Consider the following 22,606-nt stretch of genomic DNA (forward strand, 5'->3'; position numbering starts at 1 on the left):
AAATTGATTCATTTATCTTACCACAATCTCCAAAAAAACGTTTTCACTACTTACACATTCTAACAATACCCTCATCGTTCGCCAATCTTTTAGCCATAGTTCTCTTAAGGATTGTTCCTTTATTTTAGCGTGCCTCAATAATTTCTAACCCGGATTCACGACCTACAATGATGGTATTGACACGATCAAGAAACAACCCATGTTCCATAACGCCTGTTAACCCGTCTAACCATAAAGCTAATGACTGAGGATCTTCTATCTTAGCCATATGTAAATCAATGATATAATGTCCGCCATCTGTTAAATAGTTTTCGCCAGTCTCACTTTTTCTCATCGACGGCAGGAATCCTTTTTCATCAAATATACGCATCAATTGCTGACTGCCATAAGGCAATACTTCGATTGGTAAAGGAAATGCACCCAACGTTTCAACCATTTTACTCTCATCAACAATCCATATCACTTTTTTTGAATAATCTGCAACGATTTTTTCGAATAGAAGAGCTCCACCTCCACCTTTTACCCCTTGATAATGAGCATCAATCTCGTCAGCACCATCAATCGTTACATCTACTTTTTCAACTTCATCAATTGTTTTTAGTGGAATACCTAACTGTTCGGCTTGTTCTTTTGTACGAGTTGAAGTCGTTACTCCAGTAATCGATAGTCCTTCTTTAACGCGCTTTCCAAGAGCTTCAACCATATAATAAGCCGTTGACCCAGTTCCTAATCCAACAACCATACCATCTGTTACATATTCTGCTGCCTTTTCTCCAACTAATTGCTTTAAATTCATCCTTTTGACCCTCCTGATACGTACTTTTATTCATTATTAGTATAGCATAACGCCTACTCTATAGAGTATTAACAGCTAAAAATAATACATAAAAAAGGACGTTTATTATTATTTAATGAAACAGTTAATTTTAGATTCAAATTGGAGAAATCATGCTTTATTTGTCCACTAAACAGCAAAAACCACTGAAGAGTTTGCACCTTCAGTGGGTTTTGTGGTTTTTTCTAAACCGTATACTAATTCTTTAGTTGAGCTTCACTTCCCAGACACTGGGCTATTTTCAAGAATTGACGCAATGCGCGGGATGCTCTTGCTTTCAGTTCTTGAAAATTGCTGTGTGTCTAAACGGGAAGTTCAGCATCCTTTTAGTTGAGCTGCGTGTCTCACCCTCTCGAGAAAAAGATAAAACTTCTTCGGGGGAAAACCCCCTACGAATTTTTCCTGTTTTCTTATCGAGGATAATCGAGACACTCCGCATCCTTTTATTTTCTGTGCATTTTGAATTCTAGGAAGTAGTCATTGTAGATGCCGATGTATTCGGAACCTAAGTCTTCGTAAACTTCTAGGTTTTTCATAGTTTCTTCATTTGGGTAAAATTGTTCATCTTCTGTTATTTCAGATGGTAAGAGTTCTAATGCTGTTTTATTAGGCGTTGAGTAGCCTACGTACTCGGCATTTTGCGCTGCATTTTCTGGTTCTAACATGAAGTTGATAAATGCATACGCTGCATCAAAGTTTTTAGCTGTCTTTGGAATGACAAAATTGTCAAACCATAAATTTGAGCCTTCGCTTGGAATGACGTAATGGAGATTTTCGTTTTCCCATAACATTTCAGATGCCTCACCAGAAAAAGTAACGGCTACTGAAGCTTCTTCTTGAATCATATACATTTTGATTTCGTCCGCAACAATAGCTTTTACGTTAGGCGTCAAACTATCTAATTTTTTAGCTGCAGCAGCTAGTTGTTCATCATCTTTTGAATTTAGAGAATGTCCTTCACTATCTAATGCTAAACCGATAATTTCACGCGCTCCATCAATCAACATGACTTTATTTTTTAAAGATGAATTCCATAAGTCATCCCAATGTTGAATGGCATCTTCATCCACAAATTTATCATTGTAGATGATTCCTAATGTTCCCCAAAAATAAGGAATAGAGTATTGATTATCTGGATCAAAGGGTTGATCCAAAAATTGAGCATCAATATTATTGAGTCCTTTAATTTTTGACTGATCTAATTCAATCAATAAATTTTCATCGATCATTCTCTCAATCATGTATTCACTAGGAACGGCTAAATCATAATTCGTTCCACCTTGTTCTATTTTTGTATACATTGCTTCGTTAGAATCGAAGGTTTCATAGGTTACTCTATAACCCGTTTCCTCTTCAAATTTAGTGATCAATTCTGGATCGATATAGTCTCCCCAGTTATACAAATTCAAACTATTTTCTCCTGTAATTCCTTGTGCCTTTTCTAGTTGATCTGCACCTAGGTACAAGCCTCCACAAACTACTAGGATGGCTAAAACCATGAATAGTAATTTTTTCATCGCATGCCCACCGCCTCAGCATGTTGTCGTTTTTTGTTCTTTTGTTTTTTTGTCAAATTGTGTTGTTGGATAAAGTAATAACCAACAACTAGAATCAATGCAAAGACAAACATTAGAGCACTTAAAGCATTTATTTCCAAACTCACTCCCTGTCTAGCTCTTGAGTAAATCTCAACAGCTAACGTTGTAAACCCATTTCCTGTAACAAAGAAGGTTACCGCAAAATCATCTAGCGAGTAAGTAAATGCCATAAAATAACCTGCTAAAATACCCGGAGTAATACTAGGAAGAATTACTTTTGTCAGTACTTGCCAAGTATTTGCGCCTAAATCGCGTGCGGCTTTAATCATCGTGTCATTCATTTCTTGTAACTTTGGCAACACCATTAACACGACAATCGGAATACTAAAAGCAACATGGGACAATAATACTGATGTAAACCCTAGACGAAATCCGATAAAGGTAAATAAAATCAAAAAACTTGCCCCAATGATTACGTCAGGAGAAACCAGCAAAATATTATTGAAGCTTAGTACAGCATTTCTTGTTTTTCTTTTTTTCAAAAAGTAAATTCCAATTGCTCCAAATGTTCCAATAGTTGTTGCTAATAATGAAGACAGCAATGCGATGAGGAGTGTGTCTAAAACGATACCGATCAATCGTGTATCTGCAAATACTGCGACATAATTATCTAATGTAAAACCTGTAAAACTATTCATTGTTCCGCCATCGTTAAACGAGTAAAAGATTAAGAAGGCAATTGGTGCATATAAAACGATAAAGACAAAAACCAAGTAGAGATTGGACCATTTAAATCGCTTTTTTTTCATTTACGAACTGCCCCTTTCTTTTTCTTTTCTCCCGTAAAGAGCATGATGAGGATCATTGCAATAATCAATACAACGCCAATCGTTGAACCCATACCCCAGTTTTGAGTAACTAAAAAATGTTGCTCAATGGCTGTCCCTAAAGTAATAACCCTGTTTCCTCCGATTAAACGTGTCAACATGAAGAGGGATAAAGAGGGAATAAAGACCGCTTGAACGCCACTTTTAACACCATTTAGAGTTAAAGGAAACACTACTCTTCTAAACGTTTCAAAACTATTTGCGCCTAAATCACGGCTTGCTCGAATAAAAGAAGGATTCATTTCTTCAAGTGCATTGAATATAGGCAAAATCATAAATGGAATTTCGATATATGTTGCAACGACTAGGAAACTAAAATCAGTAAATAATATTTGCTGTCTTCCTATTCCGACAAAAGAGAGGAAATCGTTAACTGTCCCATTTGCACTAAAGATGCCGATAAACGCATAGGCTTTTAATAACAAGTTGATCCAAGTTGGTAGAATAATCAATAACAGCCACAATTGTTTGTGCTTTGTTTTACTCAAAAAATACGCAGTTGGGTAACTTATTAGCAAAGTAAATAATGTAATGAGAAATGCATACCAAAATGAGTTCAAAGTCATTCTAAGATATGTACCTGATTGAAAATACGTTTGATAATTTCCTAATGTAAATTGCCCATCAACAGTAAAAAATGATTGATACACAATTAAAAGTAAAGGAGCAACAACAAATAAGAGCAACCAAAAAGTGTATGGTATAAAATAAAACACATTAGATTTTTTCGTCATTATTCTCCTCCTATTCTTCTTCGTAGCTTTCAAGACGAGCATCAAAGTCTTGTTCTGTTTCATTAAATCGCATGACGTGGATATCTTCTGGTTCAAAATACAAACCTACTTCATTTCCTACGACTGCTTTTTTAGTCGAATGTACCATCCATTCGTTGTTTTCGCGGTCATAACCAATGATTTCATAATGCACACCGCGGAACAATTGAGTATCCACTTTAACCGTTAACTTTCCTTTTTCTACCGTTGTTAACGCTAGATCTTCTGGACGTAAAACAATTTCAACTTTTTCATTCGGTTTCATCCCTGCATCTACACATTCAAATGTATGTCCGACAAAAGAAACCTCATAGTCTTGGACCATTGTTCCTTTAACAATATTGCTCTCTCCGATAAAATCTGCAACATAACGATTGATCGGTTCATCGTAAATATCTACTGGTGTACCACTTTGAATAATTTCGCCATTTTTCATAACAAAAATTTCATCGCTCATCGCTAACGCTTCTTCTTGATCATGAGTAACAAACACAAATGTGATGCCCAAACGTTGTTGCAATTCACGCAATTCATATTGCATTTCTGTTCTCAATTTTAAATCAAGTGCAGATAAAGGCTCATCTAATAACAATACTTCTGGTTCATTTACTAAGGCACGTGCAATGGCTACACGTTGACGTTGTCCACCTGACATTTCACTGATTGCACGGTCTTCATATCCCGATAACTGAACCATTTTTAACACATCTTCTACTTTATCTTTGATAACTTTTTTATCTAATTTTTTGATTCTTAAGCCAAAAGCTACATTTTCAAAAACATTCATATGTGGAAATAAAGCATAGTCTTGAAAAACTGTATTTACTTTACGCTTATTAGCAGGAACATCATTTACTTTTTTTCCATCCAATGTAATCGTACCTTCTGATGTCTCCGTAAAACCAGCAATTAAATTTAAAATGGTTGTTTTTCCACATCCAGATGGTCCTAGCAATGTATAAAATTTTCCCTGTTCAATTTCAAAATTGATATTTTTTAAAACGGGTTCATCATCATCGTATTGTTTTTTTACATTCTCAAATGTAATAATTGCACTATTTGTCATTTATTTTTCTCCTTTATAATGGATTTTCACTTTCTTACCAGCTTTCTCCCAAAAACCTTTAGTGGACGGATTTACTAAAGATAAGAATCTGTAACTACTAACACTAATAAACTCTCACCGTTGAATTGATTAATCAGTTGATGGTTTTGAGTAGCATGAAAATAAATAGATTCGCCTTTTTTAGCAAAATACCTCTTTAATCCAATCTCAATACAGATTTCGCCTTCTAATACATAGCCAAATGTCTCAGATAATGAAGGACTAAATTCTTTAAATTGACCTTTTTCAGCAAATTTAAGAAAAACAGGTTCCATTTCATTTTCATTCGATTCAGGAACAAGCCACTTTATCTCATACCCTTTTTCATCATCTTCATAGACGGTCATCTCATCATTTGTATAAACCACACGTTGTTCTTCCTGTTTTTCGTCGAAAAAATCTTTTGGACTGCATCCCAAAACTTCTAAAATATCAAAAAAAACTTCCATCGAAGGCACACTTAGATCTCTTTCAACTTGAGAAATGTATCCTTTACTTAAATTAGTGCGCTCTGCTAGCTCTTCTTGTGTTAGATTTTTTTGAATTCTTAAATTTTTAATTCGATTCCCAATTTCCATAAAAACTCTCCTTTGAGTTCGCTTGTTTACCAAGAGTAAACTACAACTCACTAATGTTTACTGTCAGTAACATTAATGTTTACCGTAACCTTCTATATTATAAGTTTTTTCAGATAAAATGCAATAAAAAAATCGTAATCCGTTTAAACGGGTTACGATTTTTTTGATGATCCTTTATTATAAAATATTTTTTGTTTCGAAAGTATTTACTATTAACAATTCTTCGCCAATAATTCGAACTTCTGGTACAAGTTGAATCTTATTTTTTTCAAAAATAACTTGTTGGATGTGCCCTATCAATTCAATGTAATCCGTAGCAGTTGCTTGATTGATGTTCACAATAAAGCCTGCATGTTTCATTGAAATCTGTGCTCCACCCCATATTTTACCTTGCAAGCCAGCTTCTTGAATCAATTTCCCAGTAAAATAACCGGTCGGGCGTTTAAAAACACTGCCACATGACGGATACTCCAAAGGTTGTTTGGATTCTCTTAAAAAGGTTAATTCTTCCATTCTAACTTTTATATCAGTTGAATGCCCTTTTTTTAATTGAAAAACAACTTCTAAGACAATATCTTGTATCTCTTGGATACGACTATGACGGTAACTAAATTCCAAATCTTGATTCTTAAATGTCTTTAATTCTCCTTCACGCGTCAATACTGTGACGGATTCAATGACTTCACTCACTTCGCCATCATAGGCTCCTGCATTCATATAAACTGCTCCACCAATGCTACCAGGAATACCACATGCAAATTCTAATCCGGTTAACTCAGCTTCATAAGCTGCATAGGAGGTATCAATTAAACGGGCTCCGCTTTGAACAATGATTTTTTTCTTTTCAATTTTTATCTGCTTCATTTCTGTTAATATCATGACAACGCCGCGAATTCCGCCATCCTTAACAATTAAATTGCTTGCATTACCAAGAACTGTTAAGGGTAATGTTTCTTTTTTTACCCAATTAACAACATCCTTAACTTCTTCTGTCGTTTTTGGAAAAACTAAAATATCTGCTGGTCCACCGGTTTTAGTGTAGGTGTAAAGTGACAATGGCTCATTTTCTTTTATAATTAAATTTGGGAAGTCTTTCTTAAATTCTTCGATTAACATAATATTTAGTACCCTTTCGTATGAGTGGAGCCTATTGCTCTACTTTTTAATGGATTTAACAAACATCTTATTTCAAAAAAGTTCCATCATTACCCCCAGTTTAACATGCAATCTTTCTTTTTTGTAGCTTGGATTCGCTTTAAACTAAAGATTTAGTAATTTTTTAATATAACTTTCGTTTTTAAAAAATGGAGTTTGATACAAAGCAGCTAGATTAATACATGTTTCATTTCTATAGTTTTTAGTATTGGTAAATTCATTCAATCACTTACTTAAAATATTTGGAGGAATAGGGATTGCTTGTAGCCATGTAAAGGATTCAATGCGAATTAAAGAGCGTTAATTCTTTAGCGATTACGTTCTTTTTGAGGCTTGAAAGACTGAAGATGATAAGCTTCAGTCGATGCCATGACTCTACACAAGCAAATCCGTTCATTCCAGAAGAAATTTTGTAACCCCCCTATCATTTATCAACCTATTATTCGTCTAAAAAAATAGGACTGAGACAAGTGTCTCAATCCTATTTAAAAACTCAGGTTACTTCAATTTGTTTAGATAATCGTAGCGTTCAAATACTTCTGATTCTGCTATTCCTACAAGAACAGTTCCCTCTTCGATACGATAGTCTGGGCTAAAAGAGACATCCATCCGTTTTTGAGCTGTTTTTCTAACTCCGATAATATTAATTTCATATTTTTGTCGTAAGTCTAGTTCATCAAAAGTTTTTCCAATCCAACGAATTGGCGGTTTAAATTCAATAACTGCGTAATCCTCATCTAAATCAACAATATCCGTAATGTGTCTTCTTAAGATATTTTTTGCTACACGAGTTCCAGCTTCTTTTTCAGGACGGATAACTTTTGTTGCTCCGATTTCATAAAGTACTTCCATAAACGATTTATTTTTCGCTTTTGCAATAATAGAAGAGATACCTAATTTTTTACAATTCATAACTGCTAAAACACTTGCTTCTAAGCTTGTACCTGTTGCTACAACTGCTACATCACAATTTTCAAAACCAATACTTTTCAAAAAATTCAAATCTGTAATATTTCCTTGCAAAGCTTGATCTACATATGGTTCTACGCGTTCAACATTATCTATATCTAAGTCTATTGCAATAACATCGCAATCAAATTCATTTAATTCTTTAGCGATTGATGACCCAAATATTCCGAGTCCCAATACACCAATCGTTTTTATAGCCATATTTTTTCCTCCTAACCAATTAAAATTGATGTTTTTGCATATTGTTGATCTTTGGTAAGTTTACTTTTCCGACTTAAACTTAAAAGAATAGTTATCGGACCGATTCTACCGACAAACATCAAGATCATTAATACGATATGACTAATTTGTGATAGTTCTGGTGTTAAATTCACACTAACACCCACTGTTGCTAAAGCAGATACAGCTTCAAATAACAAGTATAAGAAAGGCTGATCTTCTACTAGCATTAAGATACTTACACCTGCCATTAAAAACAAAGCAAACGTTGCGACAATAACAATCGCGCGACGAATAACCTCAATCGGGATTGTGTGGTGAGCATAATTGACATGTTTTTGTCCTTTAATTTCACTAATAATCAATAAGGCTACTAATGCAAATGTGGTTGTCTTGATTCCACCAGCAGCTCCTCCTGGCGAACCTCCAATAAACATAGTGCCCACAAAAAACAACAAAGAAAAAGGTTCAACGAGTTCATAATCCAATGTAGCGAATCCTGCTGTTCTCATCGTGACCGTTTGGAAAAAAGAAGCTAACACTTTTTCTCCAAATGTAAAATTACCAATAGAATTTGGATTATTCCATTCAACAACCAGGAATACAAGTGTTCCAACGATAATCAAAGCTATAGTCATGTTAATGGCTAAACGAGTATGGATTTTCAACATCCGATATGTACGTTTCCATCCACTTCTACATTTATTCTTTATAACAGATTGAATATTTTGAGTAACATCAAACCATACAGAGAAACCAATACCACCTAGAATAATCAATGAGGTTATCACTAAGTTCACTAATGGATCATGAACATATTCTAGAAGACTAATAGCCCCTAAATTATCAAATCCTGCATTACAAAAGCCAGAAACTGCTAAAAATAGTGAGACAAAAAGCCCTCTCGCTAAACCCAAGTCGGGAACGAATCTAATCGCTAACAGCAACATTCCAATTCCTTCGATTATAAATGTGTATTTAAGAATAGATCCTAAGTAGGTCTTAAAGTCACCTAACTCCTCACGGTTGAGTGCTTCTTTAACCGCAATCGTATTTGAATACCGCATCTTCTTTCCCATTCTTGTAATTAAGGTTGCAAGTATCGTCATTAAACCTAATCCACCTATTTGCATAAGCAAGATACATATAATTTGACCAAAAACGGTATACGAAGTTGCAACGGGCAAAATAAAGAGACCTGTTACACATACCATCGATACTGTGGTAAATAAATTATCAAAGTAAGTAGTTTCTGAACTTTCAAGATTGCTTATAGGCAACGTTAATAAAAGAGATCCTATAAATATTACAAATGCAAAACTGATTGCTATTTTAGCAGCAGGAGGGATACTCCTAAGCTTTTTAGAAAACATTCTATTCTCCTCTTTCTTTTTTCTCATACAAAAATGTATTATATTCTTATATATACAAAAGTAAAGCATTATTCTGCTTATAAGAAAAAAAGATTTTAGAGTCCATTTTGTTAGTGCACTCTTTGTTCATAACTTTCTACAATCAGTTGACAGATACGGTGGCTTTCTAAAGAAGAATCCATGCTAACAGGATTTTTTTTATTTTGGAAGCCGTCTATTGCTAGTCGAATTAATGGAGCAAAACCTCTTTTTTCTAATGTCTCATCCCAATCTCCAAAAGAAATCACTTGTTTTTGTTTAGCGGTTTCAATTTCATAATCCGTTAAGTTAACTACTCGATGAGTTCCAGTTGGTGACTGAATTTCTACAGATTCAGCATTAGCTCCCGAAATGTAATTCATTGTCGCAATACACTCTGTATGTTCTGTTGTAAGATGTAAAACACATGATACTAAATTACCGGCTTCTTCTTTTACAGTGAAGTGCGTTTGGGTAATCGGCTCATCCAATAAAAACAATGCAGTATCAACCACATGGATGAACAAATCATAAATAGCATACTTTACGCTACCTGAGCTTTCAGGTTTGGTTTTTTGAATCAAAATCATATTCTTATTTGGAACTTCTTTCACTTTTTGAATCATAGGAGCAAAACGACGATTAAATCCTGTAATCAATAAAATATCTTTTTCCTTTGCCAGCTCCATTAGCGCTTTTACTTCTTCAACATTTTCGCTAATCGGCTTGTCTACATAAACATGGATGCCTTTTTCAATGCATTCTCTGATAAGAGCTTCATGAGTATGGGTGGCCGTATGTATAAATACAGCTTCAATGCCGCTGCTTAGTAACTCATCTATAGAAGAATATAAATTTGATATCCGGTATTTTTTACCAAGTTTAGCTAATTTTTCTTGATCACGTGTGAACAAGTGCCATTCTATTTCATTATCTAACGCCATCATTACGGGTAGATAAGCTTTTTGAGAAATATTTCCTAAACCAATAATTCCTATTTTCATTATTCGTTCCCTCTTTTCTAATTTTCATTTTCATCTCATATCCTATCATATTTCAAATGAATTTACTCTTTTAAAATGCTCTACAGTTTACTAATCTTTTTACTTTTGTACAATAAAGATAAGATATTACCTTAGGAGGAATTTATTGATGAAATTTATCTCATGGAATGTCAATGGTTTAAGAGCCATTGTAAAAAAAGGGTTTGTTGAAATTTTTGAAGAATTAGATGCCGATTTCTTTTGTCTACAGGAAACAAAACTTCAAGAAGGTCAAATTGAGCTGGATTTTCCGGGTTACTATGATTATTGGAATTATGCAGAAAAAAAAGGGTATTCTGGAACTGCTATCTTTACTAAACATAAACCATTAGATGTGTCTTATGGCATTGGCAAACCCGAACACGATCAAGAAGGACGAGTGATCACTTTAAGCTACCCTAATTACTATGTAGTAACTTGTTATACCCCTAATTCTAAAAGCGAACTAAAACGTTTAGACTACCGTATGCAATGGGAAGATGACTTTCAACTGTACTTAAAAAAATTGGATTCCGAAAAACCAGTCATTCTCTGCGGTGATCTAAATGTTGCTCACGAGAACATCGATTTAAAAAACTGGAAAACGAATCAATTAAGTGCGGGTTTTAGCAAAGAAGAACGCATGAAATTCTCTGCTTTATTAGATGCTGGGTTTATTGATACTTTCCGCTACTTCTACCCTGATTTAGAAGGGGCATATACGTGGTGGAATTATCGATTTAATGCCCGTAAAACGAATGCTGGCTGGCGAATTGATTATTTCTGTGTCTCTACTCGCTTACAAGATCATTTACAAGAAGCGCGGATTTTAGATGATATAGTTGGTTCAGATCATTGTCCCGTAGAATTAATTCTAAAAGAAACAATATAAATAATTTTTAGCTAAAATAAATTCTATTCATTAAAAGAATTTTTTTGTTGCAAATTTTTTTTTAAAATTATATACTAATTAAGATGAAATCGATAGTTTTTCATAAGGGAGTAACTGGCAGCAACAGCTGTGGCAACGTCACCAACAAGTAGATTTGCAACGATCTTCTGGTGTTGTCTTAAATAGTGAGACTTATGCACATTGTTCTCTATAAGGACAATCCTGCATAAGTCTCTTTTTTTTATCGATTTTACTGACCATCAATTAAAGGAGGATATTGAGCGTACAAAAACAAGCTTAGCTAATGATTCGATTATTTTTACAAGATCATTGCCAATCAACATAAACCTTGTTTGATGATAGTGAATATGCTACTATTTTTGGCAACTGTACTATAATGATATTATAATGGTATTATTTTTTATTTCATGTCAACAACCGTTTCTACAGACATTTCATCATATTTTTGATTGTCTGTCAGTAAACTGGCTAATTTTTTTTACGAAAGGGTGTATCACTTGGAAAATTATCAAAAAGACCAAGAAACAATATTAAAAGAATTACAGACTTCACCAAAAGGCTTGCAGGATGCAGAAGTCAAAACACGTCAGGAACGCGATGGCTTAAATGAATTAAAGCAAAAAGCTAAAGATTCCGTTCTCAAATTATTTTTAGCAACTTTTAAAGACGCAATGGTTATTGTGCTATTAATAGTAGCCGTTATCCAAATGGCTTTAGGTTCAGTAGTTGAATCATTAATTATTTTTGCTGTTCTAATGATCAACTCTGTTATCAGTGTTATTCAAACTAAAAAAGCTGAAAGTTCCCTTGATGCGTTGTCCAGTCTCTCTGCTCCTGAATCGAAAGTAATCCGTAATGGCGTTAAAGTAACTATTCCAGCAAAAGAACTTGTTGTAGGAGATATTGTTATCTTAGATGCTGGGGATTATGTTCCAGCTGATGGACGTTTACTAGAAGCAGGATCACTTCAGATTAATGAAGGAATGCTAACTGGTGAATCTGTTCCAGCAGACAAAAATATCGATGTTGTTGAAAAAGAAGTCCCTGTTGGAGATCGTTCAAACATGGTTCATAGCGGAACTTTAGTTACGTATGGTCGTGGTCTTGTGGTTGTTACAGGTACAGGTAACAATACTGAAATCGGTCAAGTTGCTAGCTTAATTGATAACGCAGTGGCTAAGCAAACACCATTGCAAAGAAAATTAGACGACTTTAGTAAAAAACTAGGATTTGGTATCCTTATTCTTTCTATTCTTATCTTTGCTATCCAAGCCGCTCGTATCTTCTTTGGCGGAGCAACAGATGTAAATACTGAATTGTTGAATGCATTTATGTTCGCAGTTGCGGTAGCCGTTGCTGCTATCCCTGAAGCATTACAATCTATCGTTACTATCGTTCTTTCTACTGGAACAAACAAGATGGCTAAGAAACATGCGATCATTCGTAAGCTTCCAGCTGTTGAAACATTAGGTTCAACAAGTGTTATTTGTACAGATAAAACAGGTACATTAACACAAAATAAAATGACGATTGTTGATTACTTTTTACCAAATGGTCAAACGGGAGACTTCAATTCTACTCCTGATACATGGACTACTGATGAAGCTCGTTTAATGCAAATTGCTGTGTTAGCAAATGATTCAAACATCAATGACCAAGGCCAAGAACTTGGTGACCCAACTGAAGTTGCTATGATCGCTTTCAGTAATAAAGTGAACAAACCTTACCATGAATTACGTAATGCTTACCCTAGATTAGCTGAGTTGCCTTTTGATTCAGATCGTAAGCTAATGTCTACTGTTCATGTCATTGACGGCGAAAACCTTATGTTAACAAAAGGTGGCCCAGATGTAGTCTTTAACCGCAGTTCAAAAATATTGATTGACGGAAAAGTTGTTCCTTTAACAGAGGACAACCTGAAATCTTTAGCTGACCAAAATGAAGTCTTTTCAGATCGTGCTTTGCGCGTATTGGCTTTTGCTTATAAACCTGTTTCAGAAGGAGAAAACATTACTTTTGAAGACGAAAATGATTTGATTTTAGTTGGTTTAGTTGCTATGATCGATCCACCTCGTGAAGCTGTTTATGGCGCTGTAGAACAAGCTAAAAAAGCTGGTATTAAAACAGTTATGATTACTGGTGACCACAAAACAACTGCACGTGCAATTGCTCGTGATATCGGAATTTCAGAACCAGACGACATTGCTTTGACTGGTCAAGAATTAGACGCTTTAAGTGAAGACGAATTAAATGCTAAACTAGAAAAAATTTCAGTTTATGCTCGTGTTTCTCCAGAAAACAAAATCAGAATCGTTCGCGCTTGGCAAAATAAAGATAAGATCTCTGCTATGACTGGTGATGGTGTAAACGATGCACCTGCACTGAAACAAGCAGATATCGGAATCGCAATGGGTAGCGGAACAGACGTAGCTAAAGATGCAGCTGCAATGGTATTGACGGATGATAACTTTGTTTCAATCATTAGTGCCGTTGAAGTTGGTCGTAATGTATTTGATAACATCAAAAAAGCTGTTGCTTACCTATTTGCTGGTAACCTTGGTGCCATTATCGCAATCATTGTTGCGTTACTAATGAACTGGGTTAACCCATTCACTGCCTTACAGTTATTGTTCATCAACTTAGTTAATGACTCTATTCCTGCTATTGCCTTAGGAATGGAAAAAGGCGAACCAAATGTTATGGAACGTAAACCAAGAGATCCAAACGAAGGCATCTTCGCAGGTGATACTTTAAGATCTGTTCTTTATCGTGGTGTGCTTATTGGTATCGCAGTAGTTATCTCACAATATATTGGATTAGGTTATTCAAATGAAATGAGTATTGCTATGGCCTTTACTACACTTATCTTGGCTCGTACTTTACAAACTTTCCCTGCACGTTCAAATACTCAAACCTCTATTGGAGCAGGTTTCTTCTCTAATATGTACGCTATTTACGCAGTTCTGTTCTGTTCTGTTTTATATGGCGTGACAGTTCTTCCAGGTGTTCGTTCAATCTTTAATATTCCAGATAATTTTGGTTGGGAACAATGGGGAATTGCTGCAGGATTAGCTTTAGCTGCCGTTATTCTAATGGAATTAGCTAAATTTCTCCCTCATAAAAAAGAAGCTTAAGACAAACAACTGAATAAAGAAATAGAAAATCTTTTGTCTGCTGATAAATCAGCAGACAAAAGGTTTTCTTCTTTTTTGTTAAAATTTATCACTAGCAAATTTCATTTAAATCCTTTATACTATTAACCGAATACTTGTTCGAGGAGGAAAAAAACATGAACTTTGTTGCATTGGATTTCGAAACAGCTAGCCATCAACGCCACAGCGCTTGTTCAATCGCACTGACGGTTGTAAAAAATAGTCAAATCGTTGATCATTATTACTCTTTAATTAAACCTGAAACTGAATTTTTTTGGCGTAATGTTCAAATTCACGGCATTACCGAAGATGATGTTCAAACTGCCCCTTCTTTTCCAGAAGTTTGGGAAAAGATAAAACCTTTCTTCAAAGAAAACAAACTGATTGTTGCTCACAATCTTCCATTTGATCGTGGTGTTTTACAAGGTTGTCTTGATTATTATCAATTGCAACAACCTCACTTTCAAACACTTTGTACGGTCCAATCGAGTCGGAAATTAATTACCGAAATTCCTAATCATAAATTGAACACCGTTTGTGACCATTTAGGAATCCGGTTAGACAACCATCATAATGCACTTGAAGACAGCAATGCTTGTGCAGCTATTCTTCTGTATTTAGAAGATCATTTTGGAACAGATCCTTTAAAAAAACTGGTTAAACATGTCTAATTTCAATTAGAGTTAATTTTTCTAAACATTTTATTACAACAAAAAAAACGACTTATTTTTTTAAATAAGTCGTTTTTTTTGCATTCTATTAAGTGCTATTAGTTGAATTGCTCAAACGATTCCCGTATTTTTAATATATTAGCTATATTTTGAAATGATAGCAAAAATACTTTGGAGGAGTTTACATGATTAAAAAACAAAAACAGTTTCTAGGAGCTGTCTTTATACTTATGTTAGGTTTATTCATAAATTTAGCAACACCCCTTTCAGTTTCAGCAGAAAAAGGAACAGAAAGTGATCCATACATGATTACCACTGATGTCACCTATGCTCCATTTGAATTTAAAAATGCAGATGGGGATTATGTCGGTATTGACGTAGAAATTTTAGATGCTATTGCGCAAGATCAAGGATTCTCGTATGAATTGCGACCATTAGCTTTTAGCGCAGGTTTACAAGCTTTAGAAAGTAACCAAGTTGACGGAATGATTGCTACTATGAGCATCACAGATGAGCGTAAAGAGTCATTTGATTTTTCTGACCCATACTTTGAAGCTGGTACTGTTATGGCTGTAGCAAAAGATAATGAGGATATAACCTCATATGAAGATTTAGATGGGAAAACGGTCGCTGTTAAAGTAGGAACAACCGGAGCAGCATTTGTGGCGGAATTAAAAAAAGAGTTTAACATTGACGTTAACCAATTTGAAGACTCGGCTACGATGTACGAAGATGTAGTTGCTGGCCATTCAGATGCAGTCTTCGATGATTATCCTGTTATGGCTTATGCTGTTCAACAAGGTCTTCAACTACAATTCCCTCTTGATCCAGAAGCAGGCGATGTCTATGGTTTTGCCGTTAATAAAGGTCAAAATCCTGAACTGCTAGAAAAATTTAATGCTGGATTAGCAAATATCAAAGAAAATGGGATTCATGAAGAAATCACAACTAAGTATACTGGCGAAGATTCAGAAGCTACTGGAAGCAGTAATGGTTTCTTGGCCTTGATTCAAAACAATTACAAAGAATTATTGACCGGTCTTGGACGTACATTATTATTGACTCTTATCTCTTTTGCTATTGCATTAGTTGCCGGAGTTATTTTAGGATTATTTAGTGCTACTTCAAATAAACTTTTGATTGGCATTTCTTCTATTTATGTAACGATTATGCGAGGTATTCCATTGATTGTTCTAGCCTTTTTCGTTTACTTCTCGATTCCTCAATTTTTAAATATCCAATTATCAGCTTACGTGGCAGGTATAATTACTTTAAGCCTTAACACGACGGCTTATATCTCTGAATTGGTTCGTGGAGGTATTCAAGCTGTAGCTGTAGGGCAGTTAGAAGCCGCAAGAAGTCTCGGTTTACCTTATCAAACTTCTATGCGCAAAATTATCTTACCACAAGCAATCAAAATAATGATTCCATCTTTTATTAATCAATTTGTCATTACCCTTAAAGACACCTCAATTCTATCCGTTATCGGTATCGTCGAATTAACTCAAACAGGAAAAATTATTATTGCACGTACCTATTCTTCTGGAAATATGTGGTTGATTATTGGAATTATGTATATTATTTTAATTACTATTTTAACCAAGTTATCAAATGTATTGGAAAGGAAAATGTCAAATGACTAAAGTAAAAGTGGAACATTTAAAGAAAAACTTTGGAAGTTTAGAAGTTTTAAAAGACTTGAACGTTGAAGTCCAAGAAGGAGAAGTGGTTTGTATCATTGGTCCTTCAGGTTCTGGTAAAAGTACTTTTTTACGCTGTCTGAATGCTTTGGAAGAAATTACAGGCGGCAAAGTCATTATCGATGACTTCGATCTTACTGATCCAAAGCAAGACATCAACAAAGTACGCGAAAATGTTGGAATGGTTTTTCAACAATTTAATTTGTTCCCTCATCTAACGGTTTTAGAAAACATTACATTAGCACCTAAAGAACTAAAAAAAGATTCCTCAGAAGATATTAAAAAACACGCATTGGAACTGTTGGAAACGGTGGGGCTTTCTGAGAAAGCGAACGATTACCCTAAATCATTATCTGGCGGACAAAAGCAACGTGTCGCTATTGCACGTGCATTAGCAATGAATCCAGACCTTATGTTGTTTGATGAACCAACAAGTGCTCTTGATCCGGAAATGGTTGGTGATGTGTTGGAAGTCATGCAAAAGCTGGCTGAACAAGGTATGACCATGTTGGTGGTGACTCATGAAATGGGCTTCGCTAAAGAAGTAGCCGACCGCGTAATTTTCATGGATGGTGGATACATCGTTGAAGAGGGAACTCCAGAAGACGTTTTTGGCAATCCTCAACATGAACGGACAAAAAACTTTTTAGAGAAAGTATTGATCTAAAAAAAGAGAGTGGTATAAAAAGCGTTTAGACCCGAATCACTGGAACGAATACGCGCAGTATGGTCATCGACCATCGAGCATTATTCGTGAAGTGGACGTCGGGTCTGCTTTTTGGAGCACGTTTTAGAATAAATATTCGTATATATTAAAGAGGCTTGGATTTTGTCCCAGCCTCTTTTTTAAATTTCTCCAACCATCATACTCATCAGACAAACATCTAAATAAACGCCATTATCTTTAACCCCTCTTGGCATGATAGCTTCTAGTTCAAAACCCATTTTTTCATAGAGACGACGTGCTCGTTCATTACGAGCTTGAACGGTTAGTTCTAATCGTTTTAAATTACTTGATGGACTCTTTGCCCATTCAACCAATTTTTCCATCATCGTGGTGCCTAATCGCAAACCCCAATACTCTTTTGCAATTGAAATACTGATGTCTCCAATATGGTTTAATTTAGGTTTATCATTTCCATGAATTTCAGCAATTCCTACGATTTCTTCTTTATCTAAAGCGACTAATAAAACTGTTACATCAGATTCTAGAATGGCTTCAATTTCTTTATTTTCTGCTTCTATACTTTTACTTGGCCCCTCAGCTCCCATTGTCATAAATCCTGTCTCACTCGCAATTCTGTGCAAGTGTTTCAATACTTTCTCAGCATCGCTAGGGATAGCTTCTCGAATGTTTATCGCATCATTCATTTGCTATCACTCTGACCTTCTTCAAATGAATGAAGCAATTCTTCGTACCTTTTTCCAACAGGTTCAAAAGTCAACTCGCGTTCCATCAAGTCTTCTCCAGTAGGAACAAGTTTGATTTGCAAGTATTCTTGGGGTAAATCTTCTGGAATAAATGTTGCCCATTCAATAATCGAAACACCGTCTCCTTCAAAATATTCCTCTAACCCTAAATCCATTCCACCAGTTTCTTCTAGTCGATAAACATCCATATGATATAAAGGAAGTCTCCCCTCCAAATATTCTCTAATAATCGTATAAGTTGGGCTTTTAATCACTTTGCTTATTCCAAGACCTTCGGCTAAACCTTTTGTAAATGTTGTTTTACCTGCTCCCAAATTTCCTTCTAAAAGAATGACATCTCCTGGTTCAAGGAATTTTGCTAAATCAGCAGCTACTGCTTTCGTTTCTTCTTCATTACGTGCTTTTAGTTGTTTCATGTTATTCTCCTCTATCCGTTTCTACTTACCTTTTATTGTAATTCAAGTATGTAAAAAAAGCTAAATAAAAAATCAATTAAACAGCTACCTGTTTAATTGATTTTTTATTTAGTTAATTTATTCACTACATACCGTTATCCGTTGATTAATAAATTGTTGATTTTCAATCTCATCAACGAGTGCCAGAGCAAAGTCAGCGTAGCTTACTTCACTTTCGCCTTCACTATTCGTTAATAGTATGTCTTGACCCAATTGATAATTTCCAGTTCTTTCACCATCAGGATTAAAAAAAGCAGATGGGCTTAGGTAGGTCCAGTTGATATCTTCTGTTTGGTTTAAAAGTTCAAAAGCCTTTGCCATATTAAGTGCTGTAGCTTTTGCTTCCTCAGGAAAAGTTTCAGTGTCCATCAAACGAGTTGTATTTGTATCATCGATATATAAACTACCTGCTCCACCGACAACGATTAAACGTGGCGCATCATGTCCTTGGATTAAGGATACAATATGAGCTAAACTTGTTTGATGCAATTCTTCTTTCCCTAGTGGGGCATTAAATGCATCAACCACTACATCTAACTCTTTGATATCATCAAAATCTAAGTCATATAAATCTTTTTCAATATAACGGCTATCTTTACTGTCTATTAGCTTCGAAGCATTTCGAACCAAAGGAATGACTTCATGTCCTCTAATCAAGGCCTCTGCTGAAATTTTTGAACCTGATTTACCTGTTGCACCGATAATTCCGATTTTCATATAATTTCCTCCTTATGCTACTGATTCTTCTTATTTAATTATAATGAGAAAGCATCCAATTGAGCAACTATTCTCTCTTTATCAAAAAAGAACACTAAAAATGATAAAACAAAAAAAGCTGACTCAATTGAGTCAGCTTCTAGTTTTTATTAACCCATTAAAGTTTGGTTAGCAGTAATGATTGCTAATTTATAGACGTCTTCTTCGTTACAACCACGGGATAAATCTGAAATTGGTTTATTTAACCCTTGTAAAATTGGTCCAATAGCTTCGAAATTACCAAAACGTTGTGCAATTTTGTAGCCAATGTTTCCTGATTGTAGTTCTGGGAAAACAAATACACTTGCTTGTCCAGCAACTTTTGAATCTGGAGCTTTTTGTTCAGCAACAGAAGCTACAAACGCAGCATCAAATTGCATTTCGCCATCAATGTCGTATTGTGGAGCAAGTTCTTGAGCAATCTTAGTAGCTTCAGCTACTTTAGTTGCTTCTTCAGCAACAGCTGATCCTTTTGTTGAAAAGCTTAGCATTGCAACTTTTGGTTCAATCCCAAACATTTCTGCTGTTTTAGCACTTTCAACAGCGATCTCAGCTAATTCTTGAGCATTTGGATTTACGTTGATTGCACAATCTGAGAACAAGTATTTTTCCTGTCCACGGCCACGCATCATGATAAATGCGCCACTTGTACGGCTAACGCCTGGTTTAGTTTTTATAATTTGTAATGCAGGGCGAACAGTGTCCCCAGTTGAGTGGATTGCTCCACTTACTAAACCATCAACTAGTCCCATGTATGTTAACATTGTACCAAAGTAATTTTCATCTTTTAATAATTGAATAGCCTTTTCTTCAGTAACTTTTCCTTTACGGCGTTCTACGAAAGAAGCAACCATTTCATCTAATTTATCATAATTAGCTGGATCAACAATTTCAATATTTTCTACATTAAAACCACGATTTTTTGCAGCTTCTTTTACAACTTCAGGATTTCCAATTAATACGGGTTGAATTAAATCTTCAGATGCTAAACGAACTACAGCACCAAGAATACGAGGTTCAGATCCTTCCGGAAATACAATACGTACTTTTTTTCCTTTAATTTTTCCTGATAAACTTTCAATTAGTTCCACACTAACAACCTCCACTATTTGTGATTATATATACATTCCTATCATACTCTTATTTTCATGAAAATGACAGTCTTTTGAGCCCAAAACCTATAAGTATTCCTTATTGAACAGATTCAGGCAACTGCCAGTTTATCGGCTCTTCACCGAATTTGATCAATGCATCATTTGCTTTAGAAAATGGCTTCGATCCGAAAAAACCACGGTAAGCGGATAAAGGACTTGGATGAACTGAGGTCAACACAACGTGTTTTGATTCATCAATCAATGCTCTCTTTTTTATCGAAGGGTTGCCCCATAGAATAAATACCATTGGCTGATTACGGTCACTTAATTTCTTTATAACAGCATCGGTTAGTGTTTCCCATCCTTTTCCTTTATGTGAATGAGCTTGTCCTTTACGCACCGTTAATACGGTATTTAGTAATAGCACACCTTGTTTAGCCCATGATTCTAAATAACCATGATCTACAGGTGAGATTCCTAAATCACTTTGTAACTCTTTATAGATATTAACTAATGAGGGAGGAATTTTCACGGTTGGCAACACAGAAAAGCTTAACCCATGAGCTTGTTTTGGTCCGTGATAAGGATCTTGTCCTAAAATAACCACTTTCACTTCATTATAAGGTGTCCATTCAAAAGCTTGCCAAATGTGATGCATCTCTGGATAAACGATTGTTTCTTGGTATTCTTGTACAAGAAATTCTTTCAGTAAATGGTAAGATGGGGTGTTTGTTTGTTCTTGTAGAATTGGCAGCCAACTATTATTTACGGGTACAGTCAATATGGTCCCTCCTTTGTCACGTTTAAAGTTTCTTTTTCAATTTACTTCTATCCTACAAGAATTAGTCTCTTCACACAACTCTACTCTTCATCTGTTCATTATTTTTTGTTTATTAATTTCATGTTTCTTTTTGATAAATTTAAGAAGAAAAGGGCATTATGCGTTTATTTTCTCTCTATTAATGGTAGACTTATTAAGACAAATGAATCTTGGGAGGAACCAAACATGATAGAGCTTATTGTATCTGATATGGATGGAACATTATTAAATGAAAAAATGAAAGTTTCTGAAACAAATGCCAATGCTATTAAAGCGGCTATGAAACAAGGGATCCATTTTATGGTTGCAACAGGACGCGGCTTTACTGAAGCTCATCCTTTGCTTGAAGAAGTGGGCATTAACTGTTCATTCATCACTTTAAATGGAGCTCAAGTATATAACGAAGAAGGTAAAGTAATCCAAAATATTGGAATTGATAAGAAAACTGTTCATGAAATCGTTTCTGAAATAAAGAAAAGAAATCTGTATTGTGAGATGACGACATCAAATGGAATTTATTCAGATAATAAAGCTAAGCGTATTGAGTCTGTAGCTTCTTTGTTATATGAAACTAACCCGGATACGACTTACAAAATGGCTGTTGTTTTAGCAGCTGCCCGTTTAGAAATTATGAACATCAATTATGTTGAGGATTACGAACAACTTGTACATGATGATTCCATTGAAATTTTAAAAGTCATTGCCTTTAGTGATGAGGGTCGTAAGGTCCTTGGTCCACTTACTGAGGACCTTGAAAAATCTGGAACCCTTGCTGTTACAGCTTCTTTTGTTAATAATATTGAAATCAATAACATTAACGCACAAAAAGGGATCGCTCTTGAAGATGCTGCAAAAAAATTAAATATCCCACTTGAAAATATCATGACTCTTGGCGATAACTTTAATGATGTTTCCATGTTAAAAGTAGCTGGCTATAGTTTTGCTATGGAAAATGCTGAGGAAGAAGTTAAAACATATGCAAAATACCGCACAACCAGTAATAACAGCGATGGAGTAGCACATGCTATTACATTGGCTTTAAACAACAACTTGGAATCAGCTAAAGCTCCAAGTATCATGGAAAACGTAGAATAAAGATGATTTCCTTAGATATTCATTGATGTAATTGAAACGTAACGGTT

The 22,606-nt window shown here is 35.0% G+C and carries 21 protein-coding genes; 6 read left to right on the top strand and 15 right to left on the bottom strand.

The genetic code is table 11. The features are described 5' to 3' along the window. Positions 1–124: 124 nt before the first annotated feature. The 10 genes from rpiA to CAR_RS09260 form a co-directional block, all read right to left on the bottom strand. Complete coding sequence (gene rpiA, locus CAR_RS09215; protein ID WP_013711452.1) at positions 125–796, bottom strand: ribose-5-phosphate isomerase RpiA; 672 nt, start codon at positions 794–796, stop codon at positions 125–127. A 482-nt stretch (positions 797–1,278) separates the two neighbouring features. Beyond that, entirely contained in the window at positions 1,279–2,352 is a 1,074-nt protein-coding gene (locus CAR_RS09220; protein WP_013711453.1) for an ABC transporter substrate-binding protein, read from the bottom strand. Then, positions 2,349–3,182, bottom strand: coding sequence for an ABC transporter permease (locus tag CAR_RS09225; protein ID WP_013711454.1), 834 nt, complete (start codon positions 3,180–3,182; stop codon positions 2,349–2,351). Before CAR_RS09225 ends, CAR_RS09220 begins: the two co-directional genes overlap by 4 nt. After that, positions 3,179–3,994 (bottom strand): ABC transporter permease, encoded by an 816-nt coding sequence (locus CAR_RS09230; protein WP_013711455.1) that lies wholly within the window; start codon positions 3,992–3,994, stop codon positions 3,179–3,181. Before CAR_RS09230 ends, CAR_RS09225 begins: the two co-directional genes overlap by 4 nt. 10 nt (positions 3,995–4,004) lie before the next feature. Then, positions 4,005–5,099 (bottom strand): ABC transporter ATP-binding protein, encoded by a 1,095-nt coding sequence (locus CAR_RS09235; protein ID WP_013711456.1) that lies wholly within the window; start codon positions 5,097–5,099, stop codon positions 4,005–4,007. A 74-nt stretch (positions 5,100–5,173) separates the two neighbouring features. Beyond that, on the bottom strand, positions 5,174–5,716 hold the full coding sequence (locus CAR_RS09240) for a helix-turn-helix domain-containing protein (RefSeq protein ID WP_013711457.1): 543 nt from the start codon (positions 5,714–5,716) through the stop codon (positions 5,174–5,176). Positions 5,717–5,893: 177 nt separating this feature from the next. Then, positions 5,894–6,832, bottom strand: a complete 939-nt coding sequence (gene murB / locus CAR_RS09245) for a UDP-N-acetylmuramate dehydrogenase (protein WP_013711458.1) — start codon at positions 6,830–6,832, stop codon at positions 5,894–5,896. 537 nt (positions 6,833–7,369) lie between these two features. Beyond that, positions 7,370–8,041 (bottom strand): potassium channel family protein, encoded by a 672-nt coding sequence (locus tag CAR_RS09250; RefSeq protein ID WP_013711459.1) that lies wholly within the window; start codon positions 8,039–8,041, stop codon positions 7,370–7,372. Between the two features lie 11 nt (positions 8,042–8,052). Beyond that, positions 8,053–9,432: a TrkH family potassium uptake protein gene (locus CAR_RS09255; protein ID WP_013711460.1), complete on the bottom strand. Its 1,380-nt coding sequence runs from the start codon at positions 9,430–9,432 to the stop codon at positions 8,053–8,055. Positions 9,433–9,542: 110 nt separating this feature from the next. Next, complete coding sequence (locus CAR_RS09260) at positions 9,543–10,454, bottom strand: Gfo/Idh/MocA family protein (protein ID WP_013711461.1); 912 nt, start codon at positions 10,452–10,454, stop codon at positions 9,543–9,545. A 148-nt stretch (positions 10,455–10,602) separates the two neighbouring features. On the opposite strand from CAR_RS09260, the gene CAR_RS09265 reads away from it, so the two are divergent. The 5 genes from CAR_RS09265 to CAR_RS09285 all read left to right on the top strand — a co-directional run bounded on the left by CAR_RS09265 (position 10,603) and on the right by CAR_RS09285 (position 17,575). After that, positions 10,603–11,364, top strand: coding sequence for an exodeoxyribonuclease III (locus CAR_RS09265; RefSeq protein WP_013711462.1), 762 nt, complete (start codon positions 10,603–10,605; stop codon positions 11,362–11,364). A gap of 518 nt (positions 11,365–11,882) precedes the next feature. Further along, positions 11,883–14,519: a cation-translocating P-type ATPase gene (locus CAR_RS09270; protein ID WP_013711463.1), complete on the top strand. Its 2,637-nt coding sequence runs from the start codon at positions 11,883–11,885 to the stop codon at positions 14,517–14,519. A 134-nt stretch (positions 14,520–14,653) separates the two neighbouring features. Beyond that, complete coding sequence (locus CAR_RS09275) at positions 14,654–15,208, top strand: 3'-5' exonuclease (RefSeq protein WP_337999042.1); 555 nt, start codon at positions 14,654–14,656, stop codon at positions 15,206–15,208. Positions 15,209–15,393: 185 nt separating this feature from the next. Then, entirely contained in the window at positions 15,394–16,851 is a 1,458-nt protein-coding gene (locus CAR_RS09280) for an amino acid ABC transporter substrate-binding protein/permease (RefSeq protein WP_013711465.1), read from the top strand. Further along, on the top strand, positions 16,844–17,575 hold the full coding sequence (locus CAR_RS09285; protein ID WP_013711466.1) for an amino acid ABC transporter ATP-binding protein: 732 nt from the start codon (positions 16,844–16,846) through the stop codon (positions 17,573–17,575). Before CAR_RS09280 ends, CAR_RS09285 begins: the two co-directional genes overlap by 8 nt. 179 nt (positions 17,576–17,754) lie before the next feature. On the opposite strand, the gene CAR_RS09290 is transcribed toward CAR_RS09285, so the two are convergent. From CAR_RS09290 to CAR_RS09310, 5 genes are all read right to left on the bottom strand, one after another. Continuing rightward, on the bottom strand, positions 17,755–18,279 hold the full coding sequence (locus CAR_RS09290) for a GNAT family N-acetyltransferase (RefSeq protein WP_013711467.1): 525 nt from the start codon (positions 18,277–18,279) through the stop codon (positions 17,755–17,757). Beyond that, the gene (tsaE, locus tag CAR_RS09295) at positions 18,276–18,755 is read right to left on the bottom strand and encodes a tRNA (adenosine(37)-N6)-threonylcarbamoyltransferase complex ATPase subunit type 1 TsaE (protein ID WP_013711468.1); all 480 of its coding nucleotides are present in this window, start codon (positions 18,753–18,755) and stop codon (positions 18,276–18,278) included. Before tsaE ends, CAR_RS09290 begins: the two co-directional genes overlap by 4 nt. Before the next feature lie 117 nt (positions 18,756–18,872). After that, positions 18,873–19,511 (bottom strand): NAD(P)-dependent oxidoreductase, encoded by a 639-nt coding sequence (locus tag CAR_RS09300; RefSeq protein WP_013711469.1) that lies wholly within the window; start codon positions 19,509–19,511, stop codon positions 18,873–18,875. Positions 19,512–19,660: 149 nt separating this feature from the next. Further along, positions 19,661–20,641: a phosphate acetyltransferase gene (pta, locus tag CAR_RS09305; protein WP_041556526.1), complete on the bottom strand. Its 981-nt coding sequence runs from the start codon at positions 20,639–20,641 to the stop codon at positions 19,661–19,663. A 100-nt stretch (positions 20,642–20,741) separates the two neighbouring features. After that, the gene (locus tag CAR_RS09310) at positions 20,742–21,425 is read right to left on the bottom strand and encodes a uracil-DNA glycosylase (RefSeq protein WP_013711471.1); all 684 of its coding nucleotides are present in this window, start codon (positions 21,423–21,425) and stop codon (positions 20,742–20,744) included. Between the two features lie 225 nt (positions 21,426–21,650). Here CAR_RS09310 and CAR_RS09315 point away from each other — a divergent pair, with 225 nt between their 5' ends. Continuing rightward, positions 21,651–22,559 carry a Cof-type HAD-IIB family hydrolase gene (locus CAR_RS09315; protein WP_041556527.1) on the top strand — a complete coding sequence of 303 codons (909 nt, stop codon included), beginning with the start codon at positions 21,651–21,653 and terminating at the stop codon, positions 22,557–22,559. Positions 22,560–22,606 lie beyond the last annotated feature (47 nt).

Source organism: Carnobacterium sp. 17-4 (genome assembly GCF_000195575.1).
In the GTDB taxonomy this organism is placed as follows: Bacteria; Bacillota; Bacilli; order Lactobacillales; family Carnobacteriaceae; genus Carnobacterium_B.

Coding starts and splice junctions, on each gene's coding strand:
- CAR_RS09225 (WP_013711454.1), bottom strand. CDS start 3,182: ATGAAAAAAAAGCGATTTAAATGGTCCAATCTCTACTTGGTTTTTGTC.
- CAR_RS09300 (WP_013711469.1), bottom strand. CDS start 19,511: ATGAAAATCGGAATTATCGGTGCAACAGGTAAATCAGGTTCAAAAATT.
- CAR_RS09255 (WP_013711460.1), bottom strand. CDS start 9,432: ATGTTTTCTAAAAAGCTTAGGAGTATCCCTCCTGCTGCTAAAATAGCA.
- CAR_RS09250 (WP_013711459.1), bottom strand. CDS start 8,041: ATGGCTATAAAAACGATTGGTGTATTGGGACTCGGAATATTTGGGTCA.
- tsaE (WP_013711468.1), bottom strand. CDS start 18,755: ATGAAACAACTAAAAGCACGTAATGAAGAAGAAACGAAAGCAGTAGCT.
- CAR_RS09315 (WP_041556527.1), top strand. CDS start 21,651: ATGATAGAGCTTATTGTATCTGATATGGATGGAACATTATTAAATGAA.
- CAR_RS09290 (WP_013711467.1), bottom strand. CDS start 18,279: ATGAATGATGCGATAAACATTCGAGAAGCTATCCCTAGCGATGCTGAG.
- murB (WP_013711458.1), bottom strand. CDS start 6,832: ATGTTAATCGAAGAATTTAAGAAAGACTTCCCAAATTTAATTATAAAA.
- CAR_RS09235 (WP_013711456.1), bottom strand. CDS start 5,099: ATGACAAATAGTGCAATTATTACATTTGAGAATGTAAAAAAACAATAC.
- CAR_RS09280 (WP_013711465.1), top strand. CDS start 15,394: ATGATTAAAAAACAAAAACAGTTTCTAGGAGCTGTCTTTATACTTATG.
- rpiA (WP_013711452.1), bottom strand. CDS start 796: ATGAATTTAAAGCAATTAGTTGGAGAAAAGGCAGCAGAATATGTAACA.
- CAR_RS09260 (WP_013711461.1), bottom strand. CDS start 10,454: ATGAAAATAGGAATTATTGGTTTAGGAAATATTTCTCAAAAAGCTTAT.
- CAR_RS09220 (WP_013711453.1), bottom strand. CDS start 2,352: ATGAAAAAATTACTATTCATGGTTTTAGCCATCCTAGTAGTTTGTGGA.
- CAR_RS09230 (WP_013711455.1), bottom strand. CDS start 3,994: ATGACGAAAAAATCTAATGTGTTTTATTTTATACCATACACTTTTTGG.
- CAR_RS09240 (WP_013711457.1), bottom strand. CDS start 5,716: ATGGAAATTGGGAATCGAATTAAAAATTTAAGAATTCAAAAAAATCTA.
- CAR_RS09265 (WP_013711462.1), top strand. CDS start 10,603: ATGAAATTTATCTCATGGAATGTCAATGGTTTAAGAGCCATTGTAAAA.
- CAR_RS09285 (WP_013711466.1), top strand. CDS start 16,844: ATGACTAAAGTAAAAGTGGAACATTTAAAGAAAAACTTTGGAAGTTTA.